The organism is Streptomyces sp. NBC_01454, from assembly GCF_036227565.1.
Taxonomy (GTDB): domain Bacteria; phylum Actinomycetota; class Actinomycetes; order Streptomycetales; family Streptomycetaceae; genus Streptomyces.
Map to the genome: position 1 here is coordinate 8,112,227 of NZ_CP109460.1, position 23,928 is coordinate 8,136,154.

At 73.3% G+C, this 23,928-nt stretch carries 23 protein-coding genes and 1 pseudogene; 19 read left to right on the top strand and 5 right to left on the bottom strand.

Features of this window, described 5'->3' with window-relative positions; all coding sequences use genetic code 11:
• Positions 1-34 precede the first annotated feature (34 nt).
• The 3 genes from OIU81_RS35605 to OIU81_RS35615 all read left to right on the top strand — a co-directional run bounded on the left by OIU81_RS35605 (position 35) and on the right by OIU81_RS35615 (position 1,474).
• Positions 35-277 (top strand): hypothetical protein, encoded by a 243-nt coding sequence (locus OIU81_RS35605; protein WP_329154474.1) that lies wholly within the window; start codon positions 35-37, stop codon positions 275-277.
• A gap of 227 nt (positions 278-504) precedes the next feature.
• On the top strand, positions 505-708 hold the full coding sequence (locus OIU81_RS35610; protein ID WP_329154475.1) for a DUF2180 family protein: 204 nt from the start codon (positions 505-507) through the stop codon (positions 706-708).
• A gap of 37 nt (positions 709-745) precedes the next feature.
• Positions 746-1,474: an alpha/beta fold hydrolase gene (locus OIU81_RS35615; protein WP_329154478.1), complete on the top strand. Its 729-nt coding sequence runs from the start codon at positions 746-748 to the stop codon at positions 1,472-1,474.
• Between the two features lie 64 nt (positions 1,475-1,538).
• On the opposite strand, the gene OIU81_RS35620 is transcribed toward OIU81_RS35615, so the two are convergent.
• Entirely contained in the window at positions 1,539-2,180 is a 642-nt protein-coding gene (locus OIU81_RS35620) for a hypothetical protein (protein WP_329154479.1), read from the bottom strand.
• 190 nt (positions 2,181-2,370) lie between these two features.
• Entirely contained in the window at positions 2,371-2,559 is a 189-nt protein-coding gene (locus tag OIU81_RS35625; protein ID WP_329154480.1) for an SHOCT domain-containing protein, read from the bottom strand.
• Between the two features lie 441 nt (positions 2,560-3,000).
• Between OIU81_RS35625 and OIU81_RS35630 the strand changes: the two genes are divergently transcribed.
• Together OIU81_RS35630 and OIU81_RS35635 are read left to right on the top strand one after the other, a co-directional pair.
• Entirely contained in the window at positions 3,001-3,387 is a 387-nt protein-coding gene (locus OIU81_RS35630) for a DUF7144 family membrane protein (protein WP_329154481.1), read from the top strand.
• A gap of 295 nt (positions 3,388-3,682) precedes the next feature.
• Positions 3,683-4,363, top strand: coding sequence for a DUF2238 domain-containing protein (locus tag OIU81_RS35635; protein ID WP_329154482.1), 681 nt, complete (start codon positions 3,683-3,685; stop codon positions 4,361-4,363).
• A 96-nt stretch (positions 4,364-4,459) separates the two neighbouring features.
• Here the strand turns inward: OIU81_RS35635 and gntA are convergent, their stop codons facing one another.
• Together gntA and OIU81_RS35645 are read right to left on the bottom strand one after the other, a co-directional pair.
• Positions 4,460-5,140, bottom strand: a complete 681-nt coding sequence (gene gntA / locus OIU81_RS35640; RefSeq protein WP_329154484.1) for a guanitoxin biosynthesis heme-dependent pre-guanitoxin N-hydroxylase GntA — start codon at positions 5,138-5,140, stop codon at positions 4,460-4,462.
• Positions 5,141-5,599: 459 nt separating this feature from the next.
• Entirely contained in the window at positions 5,600-6,271 is a 672-nt protein-coding gene (locus OIU81_RS35645) for a hypothetical protein (protein ID WP_329154485.1), read from the bottom strand.
• Positions 6,272-6,896: 625 nt separating this feature from the next.
• Between OIU81_RS35645 and OIU81_RS35650 the strand changes: the two genes are divergently transcribed.
• The 4 genes from OIU81_RS35650 (at position 6,897) to OIU81_RS35665 (ending at position 10,550) form a co-directional block, all read left to right on the top strand.
• Positions 6,897-7,106: a ferredoxin gene (locus OIU81_RS35650; RefSeq protein ID WP_329154487.1), complete on the top strand. Its 210-nt coding sequence runs from the start codon at positions 6,897-6,899 to the stop codon at positions 7,104-7,106.
• On the top strand, positions 7,096-8,460 hold the full coding sequence (locus tag OIU81_RS35655) for an NAD(P)/FAD-dependent oxidoreductase (RefSeq protein ID WP_329154489.1): 1,365 nt from the start codon (positions 7,096-7,098) through the stop codon (positions 8,458-8,460). The genes OIU81_RS35650 and OIU81_RS35655 overlap by 11 nt, the downstream gene beginning before the upstream one ends.
• 38 nt (positions 8,461-8,498) lie before the next feature.
• Positions 8,499-9,716 carry a cytochrome P450 gene (locus OIU81_RS35660; protein ID WP_329154491.1) on the top strand — a complete coding sequence of 406 codons (1,218 nt, stop codon included), beginning with the start codon at positions 8,499-8,501 and terminating at the stop codon, positions 9,714-9,716.
• A gap of 189 nt (positions 9,717-9,905) precedes the next feature.
• Entirely contained in the window at positions 9,906-10,550 is a 645-nt protein-coding gene (locus OIU81_RS35665; RefSeq protein ID WP_329154493.1) for a dihydrofolate reductase family protein, read from the top strand.
• 184 nt (positions 10,551-10,734) lie between these two features.
• Here the strand turns inward: OIU81_RS35665 and OIU81_RS35670 are convergent, their stop codons facing one another.
• Positions 10,735-12,219 carry an alpha/beta hydrolase gene (locus tag OIU81_RS35670; protein WP_329154495.1) on the bottom strand — a complete coding sequence of 495 codons (1,485 nt, stop codon included), beginning with the start codon at positions 12,217-12,219 and terminating at the stop codon, positions 10,735-10,737.
• 210 nt (positions 12,220-12,429) lie between these two features.
• Here OIU81_RS35670 and OIU81_RS35675 point away from each other — a divergent pair, with 210 nt between their 5' ends.
• From OIU81_RS35675 to OIU81_RS35720, 10 genes and pseudogenes are all read left to right on the top strand, one after another.
• Entirely contained in the window at positions 12,430-13,686 is a 1,257-nt protein-coding gene (locus tag OIU81_RS35675) for an ATP-grasp domain-containing protein (protein ID WP_329154496.1), read from the top strand.
• Entirely contained in the window at positions 13,683-14,549 is an 867-nt protein-coding gene (locus OIU81_RS35680; RefSeq protein WP_329154498.1) for a Rossmann-like domain-containing protein, read from the top strand. The genes OIU81_RS35675 and OIU81_RS35680 overlap by 4 nt, the downstream gene beginning before the upstream one ends.
• Complete coding sequence (locus tag OIU81_RS35685; protein WP_329154499.1) at positions 14,546-15,709, top strand: PLP-dependent cysteine synthase family protein; 1,164 nt, start codon at positions 14,546-14,548, stop codon at positions 15,707-15,709. Before OIU81_RS35680 ends, OIU81_RS35685 begins: the two co-directional genes overlap by 4 nt.
• Complete coding sequence (locus OIU81_RS35690) at positions 15,706-16,797, top strand: dipeptide epimerase (protein ID WP_329154501.1); 1,092 nt, start codon at positions 15,706-15,708, stop codon at positions 16,795-16,797. The genes OIU81_RS35685 and OIU81_RS35690 overlap by 4 nt, the downstream gene beginning before the upstream one ends.
• Positions 16,794-18,056: pseudogene (locus OIU81_RS35695) on the top strand (MFS transporter); the annotation flags it as partial. The gene OIU81_RS35690 and the pseudogene OIU81_RS35695, both read left to right, overlap by 4 nt.
• Positions 18,057-18,107: 51 nt before the next feature.
• On the top strand, positions 18,108-18,884 hold the full coding sequence (locus tag OIU81_RS35700) for a class I SAM-dependent DNA methyltransferase (protein WP_329155590.1): 777 nt from the start codon (positions 18,108-18,110) through the stop codon (positions 18,882-18,884).
• 51 nt (positions 18,885-18,935) lie between these two features.
• Positions 18,936-20,519, top strand: a complete 1,584-nt coding sequence (locus OIU81_RS35705; protein ID WP_329154503.1) for an ABC transporter substrate-binding protein — start codon at positions 18,936-18,938, stop codon at positions 20,517-20,519.
• Entirely contained in the window at positions 20,516-21,469 is a 954-nt protein-coding gene (locus OIU81_RS35710; protein WP_329154504.1) for an ABC transporter permease, read from the top strand. The genes OIU81_RS35705 and OIU81_RS35710 overlap by 4 nt, the downstream gene beginning before the upstream one ends.
• The gene (locus OIU81_RS35715) at positions 21,466-22,347 is read left to right on the top strand and encodes an ABC transporter permease subunit (RefSeq protein WP_329154505.1); all 882 of its coding nucleotides are present in this window, start codon (positions 21,466-21,468) and stop codon (positions 22,345-22,347) included. The genes OIU81_RS35710 and OIU81_RS35715 overlap by 4 nt, the downstream gene beginning before the upstream one ends.
• Positions 22,344-23,927 (top strand): ABC transporter ATP-binding protein, encoded by a 1,584-nt coding sequence (locus tag OIU81_RS35720; RefSeq protein ID WP_329154506.1) that lies wholly within the window; start codon positions 22,344-22,346, stop codon positions 23,925-23,927. Before OIU81_RS35715 ends, OIU81_RS35720 begins: the two co-directional genes overlap by 4 nt.
• Position 23,928 lies beyond the last annotated feature (1 nt).

The following is a 23,928-nucleotide window of genomic DNA, read 5'->3' on the forward strand; positions in this document are numbered from 1 at the left end:
ACCCGATCCACCCCGCGAGGAGGCACGCCCACTGATGGCCCGTAACGACACGACCGGCGACGACAACGCCCCGCTGCCCCACGACCTGCCGAGTCAGCAGGCCGACGCCGACAGCTCGGTCCCCGACCCGTGGGACCCCGAACTGTCGGAGCACGAGACCGACGGCCCCGACGAGACGATCCCCGACACCGATCAGGCCGGCACCGGGCGGGTCGGCGGAGCCAAGGCCGCGGGTGTCCACCCCGACCAGCCCATCCCGCATGAGCCGGTCGACTGACGGCGCACCGTCTGCCCGGCCTGCTTCCGCTTCCGTCTCCGGCTGCCCCTGAGCGTTCCCGCTCGGGGGCAGCCGCGCTGTGGTGTGCCCCTCCGCGGATCGTCGTCGTGGCGCGGCCAGGTGAGTCCGCCCCGACCCGGCACCGTGCTTCCCGTTCCCGTCATGCACCGCGACGTACATTGCCGCTGAGGCCCGCGCCGGCCCTCCCCACGAGATCGGAATGTGCCATGAACTGCTACGACTGTGTGCCGGACAGAGGCACCGCCGCGGTGGCGATCTGCCGCAACTGCGGCGCCGCCCTGTGCCAGGAGCATGCCTTCTCCGCACCGCAGACCGTGGTGCAGGTGCACGGTGTCGGTAAGACCACCATGCCGGAGATGGCCCGCCGCATCGTGTGTCTGATCTGCCGGGGAGCGACCCAGCAGGAATGAGACCGGCGGCGGTCCGCGGGGTGGCAGGATGCGCGTGGTGACGACCTTTGTGCTGATCCCGGGCGCTGCCTGCAGCTCATGGCACTGGCGTCTGCCGGCCGCGGAACTGCGGGCCCGCGGCCACGAGGTGGTGAGCGTGGATCTGCCGTGCGAGGACGACACGGCCGGGCCGGCGGAGTACGCGGATGCGGTGGTCGACGCCGTCGCGGGGCGGCGCCGGCTGACGCTCGTGGCGCACTCGTTCGCCGGCTTCACCGCGCCCCTGGTCTGTGCCCGGGTGCCGGTGGACGCGCTGGTGTTGCTGGCCGCGATGGTGCCGCTGCCCGGGGAGACACCGGCCGAGTGGTGGACGGCGACGCGGCACCCGGACGCCGGGGTCCGACGGGCCGGGCGGGCCGCGCAGCGGGCGGGGGCCGGGCCGGTGCGGGGCGAGGTACCGGAGTCGGCGGTGCCGGGTTCCGCGGCGGATCCCTTCTTCCAGGATCTGCCGCCGGCGCTGGCGGCGGAGGCCGCGGTCCGCTGGCGCCCGCAGTCGGACACGCCCGCCACGCGGCCGTGGCCGATGACGGCCTGGCCGCCGGTGCCGACGCACTTCCTGTTGTGCCGTCAGGACCGTCTCCTCCCGGCGCCGTTCGTGCGCGCGATGGTGGCGGAGCGGCTGGGGGTGGTGCCCGACGAGATGCCGGGTGGGCACTTCCCGATGCTGTCCCGGCCGGCCGATCTCGCCGACCGGCTGGAACGTTACGGCCGCACCGCTACGACGTGACCGCCGGGCGCCCGCTTGCCGGCTCGCGGCCCACCGCACCCGTACGTGCGGTGGGCCGCGGTGCTCAACTCGCCTGGGCGGCAGTCGCGTTCGGGTAGGGGAGCCGGGCCAGCGCGGCGATCAGCGGCACCGGCAGGTACGCGGGCCAGTGGGGCCGGGTCGCCAGGTAGGTGACGTACCCGAGTGCTCTGGCGGCCTGCACCTCGTCCGTGGTCTCGGCCTGGTAGACCACCCGGCAGTGGCCCGCGGCCTTTTTGGCGCGTTCCCACAGTGCGGGTGCGGGCTTGCGTTCGGCCTCGGTCCGCGGGGTGAAGATCCGGTCCCCGAAGTCGGACCAGGCGAACGGGCGCTTGTCGGCCCAGTCCTTGTCGATCACTTCCTTCAGCTTCGCCGCACGCGCCGCGTCCGTCGCGCCCCAGGAGGGCGGAACGTTGGTGATCAGGCCGACCGGAATGTGACGGGCACGCAGCGCACGCAGATGCTCCGCGGCTCCCGGCATGTAGCGCACGCTGTTGTCCTGTGCCGTGTGCACCAGCGTCTCGCCGAGGTCGAAGTACACCATGACGCATCCTCGTGCGCGTCCGGTGTCCACGGTGGTGCGCGGTATGCGCGTGGCCGCACTCGCGGTCGGCACGCTTAACGCCGCCAGGCTGCCCAGGGCGAGCAGCAGGAGCCAGCTGGTTCTGCGACCGGTGGTCTTCTTCATGGGGGATGGCCTTCCCGTAGGGGGACATCCGATCGTATATGCGCCATGTGCACGTCACTGAGCGGACTGGCGCAGTCAAGCCAGTGTTTCCGGCCGATGTGACGGGTCGGGCTGACGGGGCGAGGGGAGCGCGGAGACGGCGGGCCGGGGGGCGCCGGCGGAGGATCCGCAGGGCGCCGGGCTCAGGCGGTCAGGACTCCAGGAGCTTGCGCTTCTCCGCCTCGAATTCGGCGTCGGTGAGCACTCCCTGAGTCTTGAGCTCGGTCAGCTTCTTGAGCTGCGCGATCTTGGCGCTCATATCGTCGGCGGGGTCCGTGGCGGACGGCCCGGCATCGGATCCGCCGTCCTGCCTCTCCTGCTCGTAGTCCTGGTCACTCACGGGAATACCTCGCTCACTCTCCGGCCTTGCTCGCTCGTCGGCGCGCACTATGTGTCCTGGCGTGCGGCGCGGGCGCATCGGGCCGGCAGGCGCGGCCCACGGTCTCCATTGCACCGCCCCGCGCAGTCGGCCGCACTTTGGTGGAGGGTGAAGGTGGGAAATGCCTTCCGGGGGCAGCTCCGGCGTGGGGAGAATGCGGTCTCCCGTCGCGGTGGCGGGTCCCCCGGACGGCCGGATGGCGCATATCGCTTTTCCCCCGGGGCCGGTCGGCCCCTCTGCGCAGGGGAGCCCTTGCCCGCCCCGTGCCCGCCGTGGGGCGGGCACCTGGCCGGACCCGCTCGATGAAATGCGCGGCGCACATACCCGTGGAACCTTGGAAGGGCTCTCAGCGCATCCGGCAGGTGGCCGGTCCACAGCTACTCATCCTCGACGAGGCGGGCCATGACCAAAAGGAAAGCCGTCACCGGGTGGACGATGTTTGCCGCGGTGCTTCTGGTATTCGGTGGCGCCATGACGATTCTCGCGGGCATTTCCGCCATCGCCAACGACCGGATCTTCTTCACCACCCGGGACTATGTGTTCACCTTTGATGTCATCGGCTGGGGATGGGCCCATCTGATCCTGGGAATCGTCATCCTGCTGGCCGGCCTCTCGCTCTTCAAGGGGGCGACCTGGGCCCGCATCGTCGGTGTGATCCTGGCGGGCCTCGGCGCGGTCGCGAATTTCCTCTGGATTCCGCACTATCCGCTCTGGGCCCTGACCCTCCTGGCCATCGACATCGTCATCATCTGGGCGCTGTGCGCGGGTGACCGACGCTCCCTCACCTGAGCCACGGACACCGGCCGGCGCGTGGGCCGCGGTCACGGTCACGGTCACCGTCCCGCCCCGCACCGTACCTTCACGCGCCCCAGCACCGATCTGAGTAGCGGTACTCATGACACTGTCCGCGGCGCGCCGGACGCTGAAACGGATGAGTGCGCGGCGGAGAGGGTGCGGTCCCGTACGGGGCGCTGCGACGGCTGCCTGCCTTCGTGTGTGCCGTACGGGGGGACCGGCCTGCCCGCTCACCCCCCTGGGCGGAGTCGCGCCGAACCGTCCCCCCCCCACGTTTCGAGGCTGACCCATGAAGGCCAAGAAGGCCAAGAAGGCCAAGAAGGCCATGAAGGCCATGGCTGTTCCCCGCATGCTGCCGCCGGTGCTGGCCGCGGCCGTGCTCCTCGCCCTGGCGCTGTCGGGCCTCAGCCCGCACGACCGTCCCACCTGGCTGATGGAGACCTGCTGGGTGATCGTCGGCCTGCCGCTGCTGGTCGTGTTCCGGCGGCGCTTTCCGCTCAGCCCGCTGCTGTGCTGTCTGCTGGCCGGGCACGCGCTGATCCTGATCGTCGGCGGCTACTACACCTACTCCGAGGTCCCGCTGGGCCACTGGCTGCAGGAGGCGCTCGGCCTCTCCCGCAACCCGTACGACCGCATCGGGCACCTGGCCCAGGGCTTCGTACCGGCGATCCTGGTCCGCGAGATCCTGGTCCGCACCTCTCCCTTGCGCGACAGCGCCTGGCTGGCGCCACTGACCGTCTGCGCCTGCCTGGCGTTCAGCGCGTTCTTCGAGCTGATCGAGTGGTGGGCGGCGCTGGTGCGCGGGGCCGCGGCCGATGCCTTCCTCGCCACGCAGGGGGACCGCTGGGACACCCAGTGGGACATGGCCTGCGCCCTCCTCGGGGCGATCGTCTCGCTCCTGCTGCTCAGCCGTCTCCACGACCGTCAGCTCGCCCGGCAGCACGGCGTGGTGCGGGCGGCGACCGCCTGACGGACGACGCGGTCACCGGCCGCCGGGGCCGGGCGAGTCGGGACCTGGTGGGCCGGGCCGCTCGGCCCGGCCGCACATCAGGAGGAACCGTCGCGTTCAGACCCGGGCGGAGAACGGGCACGCCCAGTCGGCCGGCTTGGGACGGCCCGAGTAGCGACGGGCCTCGGAGAGCTTCTCGTACTCCAGCAGATTGGGGTTGATGTCGCCCTGCAGCTCGATGTCCTGCTTGCGTATCTTCTCCTGCAGCCGGTCCCAGAGGCCGGCGGCCTTGATGCGGTTGAACTGGGCGTGCGAGTTGAAGGCCAGCATCGGGAAGGGCGGGCGGCGGCCGATGCGGCGGTGGGTCTCGTGCAGCCCGATCACGAAGAACGGGTGCCCGGCGACGCTGTAGGCGAAGGCGCCCGACGACGGGTCGGGGTCGTAGCCCTCGGCCCAGGTGTGCAGACGGCTGTCATGGTCGTGCACCGCCTGGAGGTGCTGCCACAGCACCTGCTCGAACTCGGTCTCCGTCAGCTGCAACGGGCCCGAGAAGGTGGCCACGAAGCTGGTGAAGGGCTTGGCGGCCCAGTCCACCGCCGCGACATACGCTTCCAGATCGGCCGCCATCTGCTCGGCCGCCGTGTCATCCCCGAACCAGGTGTAATGGCGGTGCGTGATGCCCCCCTGCCGCCAGGCCGAACGGCCGGCGAGACAGGCAAAGGAATCGCCGAGCAGGAACTGCGCGACTTCGGCGGTGGCGGCGGTGGCAGCCGGAGTGGCGATGGCGTCAACCGTCATGTTCGTGACCTTCGGTGAGGGGGGCAATACCCGTGGTGGGGCCCGGTAGGGAGGAGGACCCTGGCAGTCAAGATCGGTCGAGGCCGGTTCGTCAAGATACTGCCGGAGAGCCCTCGGGAAGTACCCCTGCCGACGGGGTCGGCAGCCCGGCCGCGGCGGTCTGATCGCCGTCGTCACACCACGCCCCGGACCACGTCCCGGACCACGCCGCACCCCGTGGGGGGACGCGAGCTCGACGCGGTCGGCACGCGGCCTTCCGGGACCGGCCCCGGCGTCGTCGAGCCGCACCCCGCAGTGTGCCACCCCGGCACACCCCGCTCGTCCACGCGACTGCCGGGGCCCGCACGCCCCGGACATCGGTCGGCCGGTCCGAGCCCTGCGCCGGTGACTCGGACGGTCGGCTGCCGCTTCCCGTCCGCCTGCCGCGGGCGGCTGTGCCGCAGACGGGAGCGAGGGCGGTCAGACCGAGGCGGGCGCGGCTTCCTCGGTGGCCTTCACGGTGTCGTTCGCCTTGGCCGCGGTACCGGCCCCGGGGACGGGACGTGAGTAGAACACGCTCCGGCCCTGCTTGCTGCGGTGGGCCAGCCCCTTGGAGACGAGCGAGGTCTCCAGGGTGTTGCGCACGGCGGTCTCCGGTGCCGTGTGCTCCGGGTGCTCCTGCGTCAGCAGCTTGGTCATCTCCGCCACCGTGCGCGGCTGCTCGTCGAGCAGGGCGAGCACGCGGTCGGCGCGAGTGGAGTTCTTCTGCCGTGCCTTGACCCGGGCCGTCGTGGCCTTACGCGTCTTCTTCGATCCTCCCGCCACCTTGGCCGGGGGCTTCTTCGCGCTCCGCGCCGCCTTGGCCGGGGCCTTCTTCGCAGGCTTCTTCACCGCCTTTTCCCCCGCCTTTTTCGCGGGCTTGGCCTTCGGTGCTGCGGGGGCCGGCCGTCGCGCCGCGGGGACGGTCACCGGAGGTGCCACGGCCTTGTCGGCCTCCGCGAGCTGCGGTGCGGCGGGTTCCTCCGGTGCCTGCGTGTCGAGGTGCAGCTGGATGTCCTCCAGCTTCGACTTGAGCTTCTGCAGCTCGCCGATCTGTTGTGTGACGCGTTCCAGCTTGGCAGCCACCTGCGCAGTGAACTCCGAGTCTGACATGACAACAGCCTGCTCTCTCTCGCCTGATCGATCTGCGGTTGGCTGGATGTTACTCATCTCTCTCCACAATTAACCCAACGTCTCTTGTCCTTGTCCTGGGAAGTGTGCCGCATGAGGGTATTGTGGCCGCAGAACATGCCTTCATCCACGGGGAGTTGGGCTCTTCTTCGGCCTGTCTGAGCAGGTAAGAAAAGAGTCAGTAATGAGCCATCCGAGAGGTGGCCGGGGCCTCGTGACCGTTGCGGCGCGGATCCGAACTCCATCCGTTTTTCACTCCTTTGAGGCTTTTGCTCAGCGGCTGGCCATGGTGTTGTTCAGTGTTGGTGGTGGCCCTTGGCGTCGGCGAGGGCCGCGTCGGTGAGGGCGTCGATATTCGTGTGTGCGTCGGCGGCCATGTTCCGGACCCGTGCCTGCGCCCGTGCCTGCGTTGGCGTGGGTCCGGTGTCGGCGTGGGTGTCGGTGCGGGGAGAGGCTGCCGCGGGTTCCGGCCCCCGGGCCGCTTCCGCAGGTCACCACCCTGCGCAACCCCCCGAATGGCCCAGCGCCGACTGCGTCGCACCGGGAGCGGCGGTAGACAGGGGCGACGGGTATGACGAGGCACCGGCAGCGGGAGGAGCGGCTCGGGATGCATATCGTCGTCGATCTCAATCGGTGTCAGGGCTATGCGCAGTGCGCGTTCCTCGCCCCCGGCGTGTTCACGATGCACGGCGAGGAGAGCCTGCTGTACACCCCGGTCGCTCCGGAGGACCAGCGCGCACGCGTGCGGCGTGCGGTGGCCGCCTGTCCGGTCCAGGCGATCCTCGTGGGCGAGGAGGCGGGCGCCGGTGCTCGGTGAACCACGCGACGGCCGGATCGTCGTCGTCGGCGCCTCGCTCGCCGGGCTGCGGGCGGCCGAGACGCTGCGCGCCGAGGGGTTCACCGGCTCGCTGACCCTGATCGGGGAGGAAACACATCCCCCGTACGACAGGCCGCCGTTGTCCAAACAGGTCTTGCTCGGGAAGGTGCCCGCGGACCGGACCGGGCTGCCGCAGCGCCGTCGGCTCGACGCGGACTGGAAACTCGGGGTGCGTGCCGGCGGGTTGGACCCGGTCGGGAAGCGGGTGCTTCTCGACGACGGTGCGGACGTGCCCTTCGACCGGCTGCTGATCGCCACCGGAACCCGTGCCCGGCCCTGGCCCCACCCGGACGAGGCCGCCATGGACGGGGTGTTCACCCTGCGCACCAGCGGCGACGCGGCCGCACTCGCGGCACGCCTGGCCGCCGGACCGCGCCGGGTGCTGGTCGTCGGTGCCGGGTTCACCGGCTCGGAGATCGCATCCGCCTGCCGGGAGCGCGGACTCGACGTGACGGTCGCGGAGCGGGGGCCGGCGCCCCTGGTCGGCGCGCTCGGCGGGACGTTGGGCGAGCTGGCGGCGAAGTTGCAGCGGGCGCACGGGGTCGACCTGCGCTGCGGAGTGACGGTCACCGCTCTGGAGGGCGACGGCCGGCTCACCGGCGCACAGTTCTCCGACGGGACGAGGATCGACGCCGACATCGCCGTCATCGCCCTCGGTGCGGTCCGCAACACCGAGTGGCTCGCCGAGTCGGGGCTCGCCGCGGGCCCCCGGGGCGTGACCTGCGACGCGGGGTGCCGCGCCTTCGACATGTACGGCATCGTCACCGACGACATCTTCGCCGCCGGCGATGTGGCCCGGTTCCCGCACCCGCTCTTCGAGTATCAGCTGCTGTCCCTGGAGCACTGGGGCAACGCCGTGGCGCAAGCGGAGGTGGCGGCCCACAACATGATCAGCACCGGGCCGCGCAGACGCCCGCACCTGACCGTGCCGGCATTCTGGTCCAGCCAGTTCGGCCTCAACATCAAGTCCGTCGGGGTGCCCACGTTCTCCGATCAGGTGGTCATCGCCCAGGGGTCGCTCAAGGACGCCCGGCTCGTCGCCGTCTACGGCTACCGGGGGCGGGTCACCGCGGCGGTGAGCGTGAACCAGGCCAGGTCGCTGGAGTACTACCGGCACCTGATCGAGACGGCGGCGCCGTTCCCGCCCGCGCCGGGAGCCGCCGACCAGAGGGAGTCCCCGGTACCCGTCCCTTCCGACGTACCGGACCCGAAGCTGCTCTCGCACGGTCCGACGGTCGCCCTGACCGGTCATCTGCCGGACCGGCGCCTGACCGTGGTGCAGCCGGCCCGCTGAGACCACCGCCACTCCCTAGCGACGAGGAGGTCTGGAGCATGGCTGCGGACACCCTGTTCCACCGGATCACCGACTACGCGCACCGCGCCGACCCCTATCCGCTCTACGCCGAACTCCGCGAGAACGGGGTGGCGCGCCAGGACGACGGCAGCTATCTGGTCGGGACCTACCACGACATCGCGGCGCTGCTCCACGATCCACGGATCTCCTCGGACCGGCGCCACCGCACCGTGCCGGACGGGGCCGCGGGTACGGACGAGGGGGTGCCGCCGTCCTTCATCGGACTCGACGACCCCGAACACCACCGGCTGCGCGGCCTGGCGATGCGCTCCTTCGGCCCGCCCCACACCCCCGACCGGATCGACGGCATGCACGAGGACATCACCCGCATCGTGCGGGACCTCATCGCCGGCTTCGAGGGCAAGGAACGGATCGATGTCGTCGACGACTTCGCCTATCCGCTGCCCGTCACCGTGATCTGCCGGCTGCTGGGCGTACCGACCGAGGACGAGCCGCGCTTCCGCCTGTGGTCGGACGCGATCGTCGCCGGGTTCGACCCCACCCCCGGGGACGACCCCGAGGAGCGGCAGCGCGCGGGCACCGACGCCCGGAAGCAGATGGCGCTGTACCTGGGCGAGCTCGCCGAGGGGCGCCGTGGCCACCCCTCCGGCGACATGCTCTCCGCCTTCGTCAACGACGCGGGCCCCGAGGGACAGCTCACCCCGCTGGAGACCATGGCCACCGCCGTCCTGCTGCTCATCGCCGGCCATGAGACGACCGTCAACCTGATCACCAACGGCATGCTCACCCTGCTGCGCCACCCCGACGCGCTGGAGCGCCTGTGCAGGGAACCCGAGTTGATGCCCCTGGCGGTGGAGGAGCTGCTGCGCTACGAGCCACCCGTCCAGATGCTTCCGCAGCGCACCCCGCTGGCCGATATCGAGGTCGCGGGCCGCACGATTCCCAAGGGTTCTCCCCTCATCTTGATGCTGGCCGCCGGCAACCGTGACCCCCAGCGGTTCGTGGACCCCGACCGCTTCGACCCCGCGCGCGAGGACAATCAGCACCTCGGATTCGGCAGTGGGGTGCACAGCTGCTTCGGTGCGCCGCTGGCCCGTCTGGAGACGCAGATCGCGCTGCACGAACTCCTCCGGCATCTCGACACACCCCGCCTGATCGAGGACCCGCCCGAGTACCGGCGCAGCCCGGTGCTGCGTGGCCCGCGGCATCTGCTCATCGGGCGCGGCGGGGTGTGACTGATCCGACGGTGCTGCATCCGATGCCGGGGCAGTGGTCTGCATGCTCACAGGAAACGACGTCACTGCACGGGCCGCCCGACATCTGTGACAGTTTCTTCAAGTTCTTCAAGTCGCCCACGGACGCAGCGATGAGTTTGTCCGGCCCGGGGAGTCTTGCCACCGTTATCGCCATGACAGGAGGAACACGTGGCTCAGCTACTGAGAGTCCAGAACTTCAGCGTCTCGAGTGACGGAATCGGTGCCGGTGAGGACCAGACCCTCGAGAGACCGTTCGGGCATGTCGAGCCCGAGAGGCTGTTCGCCTGGGCCGGCGCCACGGCAAGTTGGCCCATGCGCACTGACCCCGGGGGGAGTCGGGGCCTGGACGACTACTTCACGCGGGACTATGCGCGCAACATCGGCGCCGAGATCATGGGCCGCAACAAGTTCGGGCCCCAGCGCGGGCCCTGGAAGGACCATGAGTGGCAGGGCTGGTGGGGTGACGAGCCCCCGTTCCACACCCCGGTGTTCGTCATGACCCACCACAAGCGTCCTTCGGTCGCGCTCTCCGACACCACGTTCCACTTCGTCGACGGCGACCCGGCCACGGTCCTCGAGCAGGCGCGGGAAGCGGCGCAGGGCAAGGACGTCCGGCTCGGCGGCGGCGTCACCACCATCAGGGAGTTCCTGGACGCCGACCTCGTCGACACCCTGCATGTGGCGGTCTCGCCGATGAAGCTCGGGTCCGGACTACGGCTCTGGGAGTCACCCGATGAGCTGCTCGACCGGTTCCACCTCGAGGTCGTGCCCAGCCCGAGCGGCGTGACGCACCACCTGTTCTGGCGAAAGTGACCGGTCCTCAGGGCCCGCTTCGACGGGGCGGATATCGCCCGGCTGCCGGCACTGGCCTGGTGGGACCGGCCACTTGAGCACCTGACCGCGCGCCTCCCGGCGGTCATGTCCGGCAGCGTCGACGACGTGGCGGCGGCGGCCCCCGGCCGGTGAGCCGGGGGCGTGCCGGGGGCGTGCGGCGGGGTCAGGGGGTGGGGAGTCCGGGACCCGCGCAGTGCACATCGGCGCGCGGCACGCTGCCGTCGACGAGGTAGGCCGCCGCCGCCTCGTCCACACAGCGGTTGCCCCGGCTGGCGAACACCCCGTGGGAGTAGTCGTCGTGCAGGGTGACCAGGCGGGAGCCGGGGAGCCGCCGCTGGAGTGCCCGGGCGCCGTCGAGGGGCGTGACGGGGTCGTGCGCGGAGGCGATCAGCAGGACCGGCGGGGCCTGGGGACTGCCGAGCGGTGTGCGGTGGGCGGGCCGGTGGTGCCAGTACGCGCACACCGCGGCCTCCACCCCGGTGAGCACCGGCTGCGGGGCGAGCCGCCGCATCCGACGTAGATCGGCCGGCACGCGGGACGGCGTGGGCGGTGGTCCGTCAGCGCACTTGACGGTGCGGTTGGCGGCTTCGTACGTACGTGAGGCGGCGCCGTCGAAGGGTTCCGCCGGGCGCAGCGGCCCCACGCTGCCGTCGCGCAGCCAGGCGCGCAGGCCCTCGGCGAGACCCGCCCAGCGCTCGGTACGGCCCAGCGCCCGGTACACGGCGCGGTCGAACTCCGCCGGGCCGAAGCCGTGCACGGGCCGGCGCGCGAGACCGGCACGCACCCGCAGATACGCGGCCCGGACCGCCGCCCCGTCGGTGCCGAGCCCGAAGCGGTCCGCGGCGCGGGCCGCCCACGCGAAGAACACCGCCCGCTGGCGCACCAGCGCCCGGGCCTGGCGGAGATCGAAGTCGTACCACTCCCAGGGGCCGACGACGCTGTCCAGCACCATCCGGCCGACCCGGTGGGGGAACCGGGCGGCGTAGGCGGCCCCGAGGTAACTGCCGTACGAGACACCGAGGAAGCCGATGCGGCGCTCGCCGAGCGCCGCCCGTATCGCGTCCATGTCGCGGGCGGTCTCCGTGGTCGACAGGAACGGCAGGGCGTCCTTGACGCCCCGGGCGCAGTCGTCCGCGGTCCGCCGCAGCCCGTCGAGCGCGGCCCGCTCGGCCGTGCGCCCCACCGGCACGGGATCCGGCCCCGGACCGTCGAAGAGGCCGCCCATCGGCCCGCAGTCCGCGGGTGCGCTGCGGCCCGTACCGCGGGGATCGAAGCCGATCACGTCGTACGAACGGCGCACCCGCTCGGGCAGTTTGGCGCGCTTGGTCACGGCGTAGGCCAGGCCCGGGCCGCCGGGCCCGCCCGGGTTGACCAGCAGGACGCCGCGCCGTTCGGACGCCGGTCCGGAGGCGCGGACGCGGGATATCGCGAGCCGGAGCTGCTTGCCGTCCGGATGGTCGCGGTCCAACGGGACGTACAGGTGGGCGCATTCGACGCGGTCGGGGGCGGGCGGGGCCGGGACGGAGTCCGGGCAGGCGCCGAAGTGGAGGGCAGGGGCCGGGGGAGCGGCCTGGACCGGGGCGGCCGGGAGGACGGCGGCGGTGACCGCGAGGGCGCAGAGCAGGCCGGTGCGGCGCGGGGAGGACATCACGGATCTCGCAATCGGAGGGCGGAGGGCGGAGGGCGGAGGGCGGAGGGCGAAGGGCGGAGGGGAGGGCGACTGCCATGAGAGTTGCTGTTGAAAATGATTATCGTTTACAGTGTGGCTCGGTCAAGCCCGCCGGTCCCCACCCGGGCTCCGCCGCCCCTGGGCAACCACCACCACACGCCCGCACACCGCCCGCGACGAAGGGACACCGTGGCTCATCTGCTGATGGTCGAAAGCTGGGTCGGAGCGATGAGCAGACTGCTCCCGCGCGCGATCCGGGAAGCCGGACACGAGTTCACCTTCCTCACCCGCGACCTGCACCACTACCTGCGCACCGCGCCCGAAGGCACCGCCCACCCGCTGCTCGGCGCCCGCCATGTGCTGACCGCCGACACCAACGACCCCGACACCCTGCTGCCGTACCTGGAGCGGCTGCACCCGGCCCTCGGCTTCGACGGGGTGCTCACGTCCTGCGACTACTACCTCGCGACGGCCGCGCGGATAGCGAGCCGCCTCCACCTGCCGGGACCCGCGCCCACCGCGGTCGAGAACGCCTGCCGCAAGGACGTCACCCGGCAACTGCTCGCCGCCGCCGGGCTGCCCGGCCCGCGCTTCGCCCTCTGCGCGGACCGCTCCGAGGCCGCCACCGCGGCGGCCGCGATCGGATACCCGCTGGTGTTCAAGCCCGTCGACCTGTGCGCCGGAATGTTCGTCCGGCGCATCGACGACAAGGCGGAGCTGGTCCGTGCCTGCCGCGCGCTGGACGACTTCCCCGTCAACGCGCGCGGCCAGCGCCGGACACCCGTGTTCCTCCTCGAAGAGCTGCTGCACGGACCCGAAGTGAGCGTCGAGACCGTGACGTTCGGCGGCCGCACCCAGGTCGTCGGGGTGACCGACAAGAGCGTCGGCGGGGCGCCCGCCTTCATCGAGACCGGCCATATGTTCCCTGCCGCGCTCCCCGAGGACGACGCGGCAGCGGCCGGGGAGACCGCCTGCCGGGCACTCGCGGCGCTCGGGCTCGACGGCGTCGTGGCCCACACCGAGATCAAGCTGACGCCCGACGGGCCGCGCCTGGTCGAGGTCAACCCACGGCCCGCCGGCAACCGCATCACCGAACTCGTCCGTCACGTCGGCGGCATCGACCTCGCCGCCGCCGCGGTGGACCTGGCCCTGGGGCGGCGGCCCGATCTGCGGACCCGGGACACCGGGCTGCGCAGTGCCGCGATCGGCTTCCTCGTGCCGCGGACCGCGGGTGTGCTGGAAGCAATCGACGGCGACGACCTCGTACGACGGGCGCCGGATGTGCTCGAACTCCACCTCGCCGAGCCCGGCCATACCGTCAAGGAGGCCGGCAGCAACAACGCGTACCTGGGCCACGTGATGGCCGGCGACGCCGACGGCCCGGGCGCCCGACGGCGGGTCGAGGCCCTGCTGTCCGGGCTGCGCCCGCGGGTGGTGACCCGATGACCCCGGCCCTCACCCGCACCCCCGCCCTCCCCACCCCGGCACCGGCCGCCTCGTACGACGACCTGGTGGCCCGCGTCCTCGACGGGGAGTTCGGCCCCGACCCGCGCACCCGGCGGATCGCCGTGGCCTTCAGCACCCGGCAGGCCGTACGCCACGAGGGCCGCGGCGGCGGCTACCGCAACGAAGTGCTGAGCCTGCGGCTGGGCGCGGCGGTCGGCTCCTGCGCCGTGGAGCCCGGCGCGTTGCCGGACGCCGCGGTCGAGGACTGCGTGGGCGCCGACATCGCCCGCCTCCTGGCACACCCGCTGCACCCCGTACGGGTGGCCGCGCTGGACGCCTATCTGACGCAGGTGCTGCCGCACACGCCCGCGAACGGTGCGCGGCCCTGGTCCCTGCCGGCCGGGTCGTCCCTGCGGAAGTCGCGGGCCCGGGCACGGGCCGTCACCGGACTGCTCGACGCCCCGCCCGGCGCACGGGTGCTGGTGGTCGGCGTGGTCAACTCGCTGCTGGAAGCCCTGCGCACCCGCGGCCTGTCGTACGTGCCCTGCGACCTCAAGGGCGGCACGACGGAGTGGGGCGAGGCCATCCGCACCGATGCGCTCGCTGAGCTGACGCGCTGCGACGCGGTGCTCGCCTCCGGAATGACCCTGGGCAACGGCAGCTTCGAGCCGCTGCGGGAAGCGGCACTGCGGCACGGAACGCCGCTGGTGATGTTCGCGCAGACCGGGAGCGCGGTGCTGCCGCGCTTCCTCGGCTCCGGCGTGAGCGCCGTGTGTGCCGAGCCCTACCCGTTCTTCTGGCTCGACGGAGGGCCCGGCAGCATCCACCGCTACCGCGACCGGGCACCCGGAGCCGCCCGGTGACCACGGCCGTCCTCCCCACCGGCAACCGGGCGCTGCTCGGCCTGCTCGGCCGCACCCCGCTCGCCCACGTCACCACCGACCTGCCCTGCCCCCACCCCGGCTTCTGGGCCAAGCTCGAAGGGCTCGGCGCGGGCGGCATGAAGGCACGCGCCGCGGTGGCCATGCTCCTCGGCGCCAGGGAACGCGGTGAACTGCCGCCCGGCGCCCCCGTGGTGGAGTCCACCTCCGGCACCCTCGGCATCGGACTGGCCTTCGCGGGCCAGGCGCTGGGACACCCGGTCGTGCTGGTCGGCGACACCGAACTGGAGCCGTCGATGCGGCGCCTGCTGCGGACCTACGGCGTCCGCCTCGAACTGGTCGACCGGCCGGCGGCCGAGGGCGGCTGGCAGGCGGCGCGGCTGGCGCGGCTGCGCCGGCTGCTGACCGAGCTGCCCGGTGCCTACTGGCCCGACCAGTACAACAACCCCGACAACGTGGCCGGTTACGCCTCCCTCGCCGCCGAACTGGCCGGCGCTCTGGACCACCTCGACATCCTGGTGTGCAGCGTCGGCACCGGCGGCCACAGCGCGGGCGTCATCGGCCCGCTGCGCCGGCACTGGCCGCGCCTGCGGCTGATCGGCGTGGACGCCACCGGCTCGACCATCTTCGGCCAGCCCGCCAGGACCCGGCTCATGCGCGGCCTCGGCAGCAGCATCCACCCGCGCAACGTCGCCTATGACGCGTTCGACGAGGTGCACTGGGTCGGCCCCGCCGAATCCGCCGACGCCTGCCGCCGGCTGGCCGCCGGCAACTTCGTCAGCGGCGGCTGGAGCACCGGCGCGGCCGCCCTCGTCGCCGCCTGGGCCGCCCGCGTCCACCCCGGAGCCGTGGTCGCCACGGTCTTCCCCGACGGGCCGCAGCGCTACCTCCACAGCGTCTACGACGACGACTTCACCGCCGCGCACGGCCTGGACCTGGCCCGTGCCGCCACCCGCCCCGTCGAGATCCCGCACCCGCGGGCCGCCGAGGCGACCGGCTGGACCCGCTGCCGGACCGTCACCGACCCGCTCGCCCCGCGCGGCGACCCGCCCGCCCCCACCGGCCGGCGCCCGGCGTCCGAGCCCACCGCCACCGCCCCGCCCCACCCCGCCCGCCGAACCCCCCGGAAAGACACACCGTGAAGGTCCGCCACCGCACCGTACGACTCCAACTGGCCGAGCCCCTGCGGATCTCCCGCGCCACGATGGCCGCCCGCGACGCCGTCTGGCTCGCCGTCGAGCACCAAGGACACCGCGGCTACGGAGAGGCCGTCAGCAGTACCTACTACGGACTGGACGCCGGCAGCATCCGCCGCCTGCTGAGCGACACCGCCGACGCCCTCACCCGCTGCCGCACCCCCGAGAGCGCACTCGACGCCCTGCGGGCCGGTGCACTGCCCGCGCCCGGCACGCCGCCGGCGGTGACCGCGGCGGTGGAATCCGCCCTGCTCGACCTCGTCGGCAAGCGCGCCGGCCGCCCCATGCACCAGCTGCTCGGCACCCTCGCCGCGCCGAGCGCCACCACCGCCCGCACCCTCGGCATCACCACGCCCCGCGCGGGGGCCGAACAGGCCGCCCGGCTGGCCCGGCAGGGCTTTACCGTCCTCAAGGTCAAGGTCGGCCTCCCCGACCCCGAGGACGACCTGGACCGGGTCCTCGCGATCCGCAACGCCGCCCCGCACGCCCGGCTGCTGCTCGACCCCAACGGCGCCTGGACCCCCGCCCTGGCCGATGCGCTGCTGCCCCGCTACGCGGGCCTCGGGGTCGAGGCTGTCGAGCAGCCGCTCGCCCCGGGCGACCCCGAGGCGCTGGCCTTGCTCGCCGCACGCTCACCGCTGCCCGTCATCGCCGACGAGGACGCGGTCGGCGAGGAGGACGCCCGGCGGCTGGCCGGACGGGTGCACGGCATCAACGTCAAGCTCGCCAAGTGCGGCGGCGTCACCGCGGCGCTGCGTATCGCCGAGTTGCTCGCCGGGAGCGGCACCGCGCTGATGCTCGGCTGCCTGACCGCCAGCACCCTCGGCCTCGCGCCCGCCGTCCACCTCGCCGACCGGGCCCGCTGGACCGACCTCGACGGCCATCTGCTGCTCGCCCACGACCCCTGGACCGGCATCGGCGGCACGGACGGCACCGTACGCGCCGGCCGGCTGCCGGGCCTCGGCATCCGCCCCGTCCGCCGCCCCCGGCCGCACCGGGCACCCGTACACCACGAAGCGGAGGCACCGCGGTGAAGACCTGGCACGAGCTGCGCCGCTTCCCGCTCGCCATCCGCCTGCTGCTGATCAACCAGTTCGGCGTCAACACCGGCTTCTATCTGCTCATTCCCTACCTCGCGGTGCACCTGGGGGAGGACCTGGGAATGTCCGCCGCGGTCGTCGGCATCGTGCTCGGCGTCCGCAACCTCAGCCAGCAGGGACTCTTCCTCATCGGCGGCTCGGCGTCCGACCGGCTGGGCGCCCGCGGCGTCATCATCGCCGGCTGCGCGCTGCGGACCGTCGGCTTCGGGCTGTTCGCGCTCGGCGACGGCCTGGCCGTCCTGCTCGCCGCGTCCGTCCTCAGCGGGCTGGCCGGCGCCCTGTTCAACCCCGCCGTGCGCGCCTACCTCGCGCAGCGGGCGGGCAGCCGGCAGGCCGAGGCCTTCGCCCTCTTCAACGTCTTCGCCACCACCGGCGCCCTGGTCGGGCCGCTGCTCGGCAGCGCCCTGCTGCTCGTCGACTTCCGCGTCGCCGCACTCACCGCCGCCGCGCTCTTCGCCCTGCTCACCGTCGCCCAGGCGCTGGTGCTGCCGGCCTGCGAGGTGCCCCCGGCGGCGGGCAGTGTCCTCGCCGACTGGCGCGAGGTCCTCGGTAACCGCGTGTTCGTCGCCTTCGCGATGGCCATGGTCGGCATGTTCACGCTGCAGAACCAGCTGTACCTGCTGCTGCCCGACGGCGCGCGGCGGGCCACCGGCTGGGACGGCGCGGCCGGCCTGGTCTTCCTCGTCGGCACCCTCGCCAACCTCGCGCTCCAGATGCGCCTCACCCGGGCGCTCAAGGAACGCGGCGAGCGGACACGGTGGATCGCCGCAGGGCTGGGGCTGATGGGCCTGGCCTTCGTCCCGCCGATGGCCGTCGCCGGACTGGAGGCGCCGCCCGGCGGTCCGGGTGCCGCCGTGCTGCGAGTCCTTCCGGTACTGGCCGGCGCGCTGCTGCTCTACCTGGGCGTCATGATCGCCCAGCCGTTCGTGATGGAGCTGATCCCCGCCTTCGGCCGCGCCGGACTCACCGGCACCTACTTCGGGTTGTTCTACGTCGTCTCCGGTGTCGCCGCGGCAGTGGGAAACGCCGTCGTCGGCTGGGCCATGGACGCCGGGTCACGGATGCGGACGCCATGGCTGCCATGGGCGTGCTGTCTGGCCTTCGGACTGCTCTCCGCGGCCGGCGTCGCCTGGCTCCACCGGCTGCGGGCCCTGCCGGGGCGGACCACCGGGGAGGCGGAGCCGCCCGCGCCGGACGAGGCGACGGCGACGGACCGCACCACAGCCCCCACCAACGGCGCCAACCTGCTCACCGACAACCCGGAGCTGTACGAGGCACGCTTCCCCGACGCCGAACGACTCGCCGGCCGCTGGGCCGAGGACTGCCTGCGCCGCCACCGTGCGGGCCGGCGCGTCCTGGACCTCGGCTGCGGCACCGGCCGCGACGCCGCGCACCTGCACCGGGCCGGCCGCCGGGTGGTCGGCGCCGACCTCTCCACCGCGATGCTGACATACGCCCGCACCCACCACCCGGGCCCGGAGTACCTACGGGCCGACCTGCGCACCTTCGACCTGCCCGCGGCACCCTTCGACGCCGTCGTCTGCCTGGACAGCGCCCTGCTCTACTGCCACACCAACGCCGAACTCGACGGCTTCCTCGCCTCCTGCCGACGCGGCCTGGTGCCCGGCGGGCTGCTCGTCGCCGAAATGCGCAACGGCGCCTTCTTCCTCGGCCGGACGGAACTGCTCGACGCCCCGGCCGTCCACGGCTTCACCTGGCAGGGCACCGCCTACACCTCCACCACCACCCTGTCCGTCGACCGCACGGCCCAGCTCCTGCGCCGCACCCGACGCTGGACCGCCGACGACGGCTCCCCGCCCCACGCGCAGGACTCCGCCTGGCGGTTGCTCTTCCCGCAGGAACTGCGCCAAGTCCTCGCCGCAAACGGCTTCCAGGTCCTCGAACTGCACGACGGACCGGGACCGCGCACGGAACCCGCCTGGCAGGACGGCACCGCTCCGGGAACCTCCGCCGACGGTGACCGGCTCCACCTCGTCGCCCGGCTGACCCGGAGCGACTGACACCCCGCCATCGCGCCCTCCCCTCCCTCCGCCCACACCAAGGAATCCGCCATGTACGACGGCCCCGTTCCCGACCCCCGCTTCCCCGGCCTGCGCCGCCGCGGCTTCCTCGCCGCCGGGGGCGCCGCCGGCCTCGGCGCACTCGCCCTCGCCGGATGCACCGGCTCCGCTGCCTCCGGTGACGCCGCGGGCGGCGGCCGGCCCCGGCGCGGCGGCACGCTGCGCGCCGCCTTCGCCGGCGGCGGCGCCGACGAGACCCTCGACCCGCACCGGGCCAACCTGTTCGCCGATGTCGCCCGTGCCAAGGCGCTGTTCGACAAGCTCGCCGACTTCGGCGCCGACCTCTCCGCCCGGCCCCGGCTCGCCGCGTCCTGGGAGCCGAACGCCGGCCTCGACCGCTGGACGGTGCGCCTGCGCAAGGCGTCCTTCCACCACGGCAAGCCGGTCACCGCCCGGGACGTGCTCTACAGCTACCGGCGCATCGCCGACCCCCGGCAGGGCTTCCGCGCCAAGGCCTCGCTGGAGCCCCTCGACCTCACCGCCAGCCGGGCCGTCGACGAGCGGACCGTCGAATTCGTCCTGAAGCGCCCCACCGCCGAATTCCCCCACCTGCTGGCCGCGTTCGGCGCCTATGTCGTCCCCGACGGCACCAAGGACTTCACCGCACCGGTCGGCAGCGGCCCGTTCCGCTTCGTGTCCTTCACCCCCGGACGGTCCGCCGTCTTCCGGCGCCACGAGGACTACTGGGACGGCCCGCCCCACCTGGAGCAACTGGAGTTCCTGGTCGCCAACGAGGAGTCCGCGCGGCTCAACGCCCTCCTCGGCGGCCAGGTCGAATACGCCCATGAGCTCACCCCGACGACCGCCCGCGCCCACGAGGGCAAGGGACAGATCGAGATCGTACGGCTGCGCAACAGCGCGATGCAGTCGTTCGCCATGAAGACCGACCGGCCGCCGTTCGACGACCGCCGGGTACGCGAGGCCTTCTTCCTCCTCGCCGACCGCGAGGAGTTGGTCGCGGGCGCGCTCTCCGGCGCCGGCGAGATCGGCAACGACCTGTTCGGGAAGGGCTACGAGTTCTACGCGGACGGCCTGCCGCAGCGCCGACCCGACCTCGACCGGGCCCGGCACCTGCTCAAACAGGCCGGCGCCGACGGCCTCCACGTCACCCTGGACACCTCGCCCGTCGCCGCCGGATTCACCGAGGCCGCCGCCATCTTCCGCGACCAGGCCGCACAGGCCGGAGTGCGGGTGAAGGTGGCGATGGGCAGCAAGGACAGCTACTGGCAGGACACCCTCGACTCCGGGACCCTGTGCTCCTACCGCTCCGGCGCGATGCCCCTCTCCTCGCACTTCTCCCAGCGGCTGCTGAGCGCCTCCACCACCAACGCCACCCAATGGCGGCACAAGGACTTCGACGCGCTCTACCAGCAGGCCCAGTCCACCCGGAACACCACGGACCGGGCCGCCGTCTACGCGCGGATGCAGCGCCGGCTGTACGCCGAGGGCGGCTTTTTGGTCTGGGGCTTCGCCGACTGGATCCTGGGCACCGCCCGCACCGTGCGCGGCGTGGACCGCAAGGCCCCCGCCAACACGCTCGACTGGGCCCGCTTCGACCGGGTGTGGCTCACATGACCGGCCTGCGGCCCTGGATGGCCCGGCGGCTGCTGCTCGGCGCCGGGCAGACCGTCGCCGTCGTGCTGCTCGTCTTCGCCCTCACCGAGGCGCTGCCCGGCGACGCCGCGGTGGCGCTCGCCGGCGACCAGCCCGACCCCGCACGGATCGCGGCCCTGCGCGAGACGATGCACCTGGACCGGCCCGCCGCCGAACGCCTCGGGGACTGGGCGGCCGGGCTGCTGCACGGCGATCTCGGCACCTCACCGGTCTCCGGCCGGCCGGTCAGCTCCTACCTCGCCGACGGGTTCGGCCCGACCCTGCTGCTCGCCACCCTCACCCTGCTGCTGCTCGTCCCCCTCGCCGGCGGCCTCGGCGTCCTGGCCGCCCGGTACGAAGGCCGGCTCGTGGACCGTCTCATCAGCGCCGTGACCCTGGGCGTCTACGCGGTACCGGAGTTCGCCCTCGGGGTGCTGCTGGTCACGGTCGTCGCCCTCCGCCTGGGGTGGCTGCCGCCGACCGCCGTCGGCCACGGCGACGACCTGACGGCCCACCCCGCGGTGCTGGTGCTGCCCGTGCTGGTGCTGCTGTCCCGGCCGGTGTGCTCGCTGGCCCGGCTGGTGCGGGCCGGCATGATCGACGCACTGGCCGCACCCCACATCGCACACGCCCGCTGCTACGGCATCCCCGGCGCCCGCATCCGCTACGCCCATGCCCTGCCCAACGCCCTGGCACCCGCCGCCCAGCAGCTCGCCCGCACCGTCGACTGGCTGCTGTGCGGAGTCATCGTCGTGGAGGCCCTCTTCGTGATCCCCGGACTGGGCACGGTCCTGATGAACGCCGTGGCGGAACGCGATGTCCCCGTCCTGCAAGGTCTCGCGGTCGTGTTCGCCGTCACCGCCGTCCTCCTCAACCTCGCCGCGGACACCGTCATGTACCGCTGTACGCCACGGGCCGGGGTGGCGGCATGAGGCGGCGGCGCTGGGCCTGTGCCCTCCTCATCCTCGCCGTACCCCTGCTGCTGGCCCTGCTCGGCCCGCTGTTCGCGGGGGAGCCCGGACCGCGCGCCGCCTCCTTCACCGCCGGCGGCGGACACGGCGTCGGCACCGACTTCGTCGGCCGGGACGTCTGGCGTCAGGTGCTGCTCGGCGGACGCCCGGTGGTCCTGGCCGCACTCGCGGCGACGGCGCTGGCCTACGCGGTGGCGCTGCCGCTGGGCCTGTGCGCCGCGCTGACCCACCGCCGGTGGCTGGACGAGCTGCTGACACGGCCGCTGGACGTGCTGCTCGCGGTGCCGTCACTGCTGCTCATCCTGCTGGTGGCGGCGGTCATCCGGCCCGGCGCCACGGGCCTCGCGCTGCTGGTGGCCCTGGTCAACATCCCCGATGCCGCCCGGGCCGTCCGGGCCGCCGCCGCCGAGGCGGCCTCGCGTCCCGTGGTCGAGGCGCTGCGTATGCAGGGCGAGTCCTGGGCACGCACGGCCCTGGGCTGTGTGGGCCGTGCGGCGCTGCGCACCCTGGCGGCCGACGCCGGGGTGCGGCTGACCGGTGTGCTCTACCTGGTCGCCACGGCCGCCTTCCTAGGCGTCGGCGCCGCACCGGACGCCGCCGACTGGGCGGTGATGGTCGACCGCAACCGCACGGGCATGTTCGTCCAGCCCTGGGCCGTCGCCCTGCCCGCCCTGCTGATCGTGGCACTGACCATGGGCACCAACCTGCTCTTCGACGCCGCCCTCACCGCACGCGCCCCCGGCGCCGGACCGGGCCGGGAGCAACCGCCCGCCCCCGCCCACCCGCCCGCCGACCGAACGTCCCCCGGTCCGAAGCGAATCGAGAAGGACAAGCCGTGACAGTGAACACCGCGCACGAGACCGCCCGGATCCAGGATCTGCGGGTCGAGGTCGGCGGCCGCGTCCTCGTCGACGGGGTGAGCCTGCGGCTGGTACCCGGCCGGATCACCGCACTGATCGGTGCCTCCGGCAGCGGCAAGACCACCACGGGACGCGCCCTCCTCCGCGAGTACCCGCCCGGCGCCACGGTCACCGGCGAGGTGGACGTCCCCGACACCCCCGTCGGCTACGTCCCCCAGCACCCCGCCACCGCCCTCAACCCCGCCCGGCCGGTGGCCGCGCTCCTCCAGGACATCGCCCGCACCCAGGTACGCCATCTGCCGCGCCGCGCCCGCCGCCCCGCCCTCCGCCACCGGGTGCTGGGCGCGCTCGACCGGGCCCAACTACCCGACGGCGAGGCCCTGCTGCACCGCTACCCCCACCAGCTCTCCGGCGGCCAACAGCAGCGGGTGGTCCTCGCCCAGGCCCTGCTGACCGGCGCCACGACGATCGTCGCGGACGAACCGACCACCGGCCAGGACGCCCTGACGAAGCGGGAGATCGCCGGCCAACTGGCCGCCGTGGCCCGGCAGGGCATCGCGGTCCTGCTGCTCAGCCACGACCTGGACGTCGTACGCTCCCTCGCCGACGAGGTCCATGTCCTGCACGCCGGACGCCTCGTGGAATCCGGCCCGCCGGAGCGGCTCTGGCACGCCCCGCAGCACCCCTGGACCCTTGCCCTCCTCACCCCGGCCGACCCCACCGGAGCCGCCGCGACCGCCGCCCTCCCCGCCCCGGACACCGCGCTCCCCGCCCCGGACACCGTCCTCCACGTGCGCGGCCTGACCGCCCACCACGGCACCTCCCGCGTCCTGCAGGTCCCCGAACTCCGGCTCGCACCCGGCTGCCTGGCCGTCGTGGGCCGCTCGGGCAGCGGCAAGACCACCCTCGGCCGCTGCCTGGCCGGACTCCACCGGACCCACGACGGACAGGTCCTGCTCGACGGTGCCGCCCTGCCCCGCAGCCTCCGCGACCGTACCCGCGCCCAACTCGCCGCGGTCCAGTACGTTTTCCAGGACGCCCGGGCCTCGTTCGACGCACACCGCACCGTCCTCGACCAGGTGGCCCGCAGTGCCGTCCGGCTGCGCCACTGTCCCCGGGCCGAAGCCACGGCCGACGCCGTCCGCACCCTGCGCTCCCTCGGCCTCACCAGCGACCTCGTACGCCGCACCCCGGCGGAGCTGTCCGGCGGCGAACTGCAGCGCGCCGCCCTGGCCCGCGCCCTGCTGGCCCGCCCCCGGGTGCTGATCTGCGACGAAATCACCTCCGGCCTGGACTCCCTCACCCGGCGGAGCCTGCTCACCCTCCTGGAGGGCCTGCTGCGGGCCGACCCGGACCTGTGCCTGGTCCTCATCACCCATGACCGCGACACCGCGGCCCTCGCCACCGCCCTCGCCGTCCTCGACGCCGGCCGGCTCGTCGAGCAGGGCCCGGCCGCCCGGCTGCGCACCGCGCCCCGACACGCCCTCACCGCCGGGCTGTTGCAGACCGCGACGCCCGTCCCGCAGCCACCCTTGGAAAACACCGACCCGCACCGGTAGC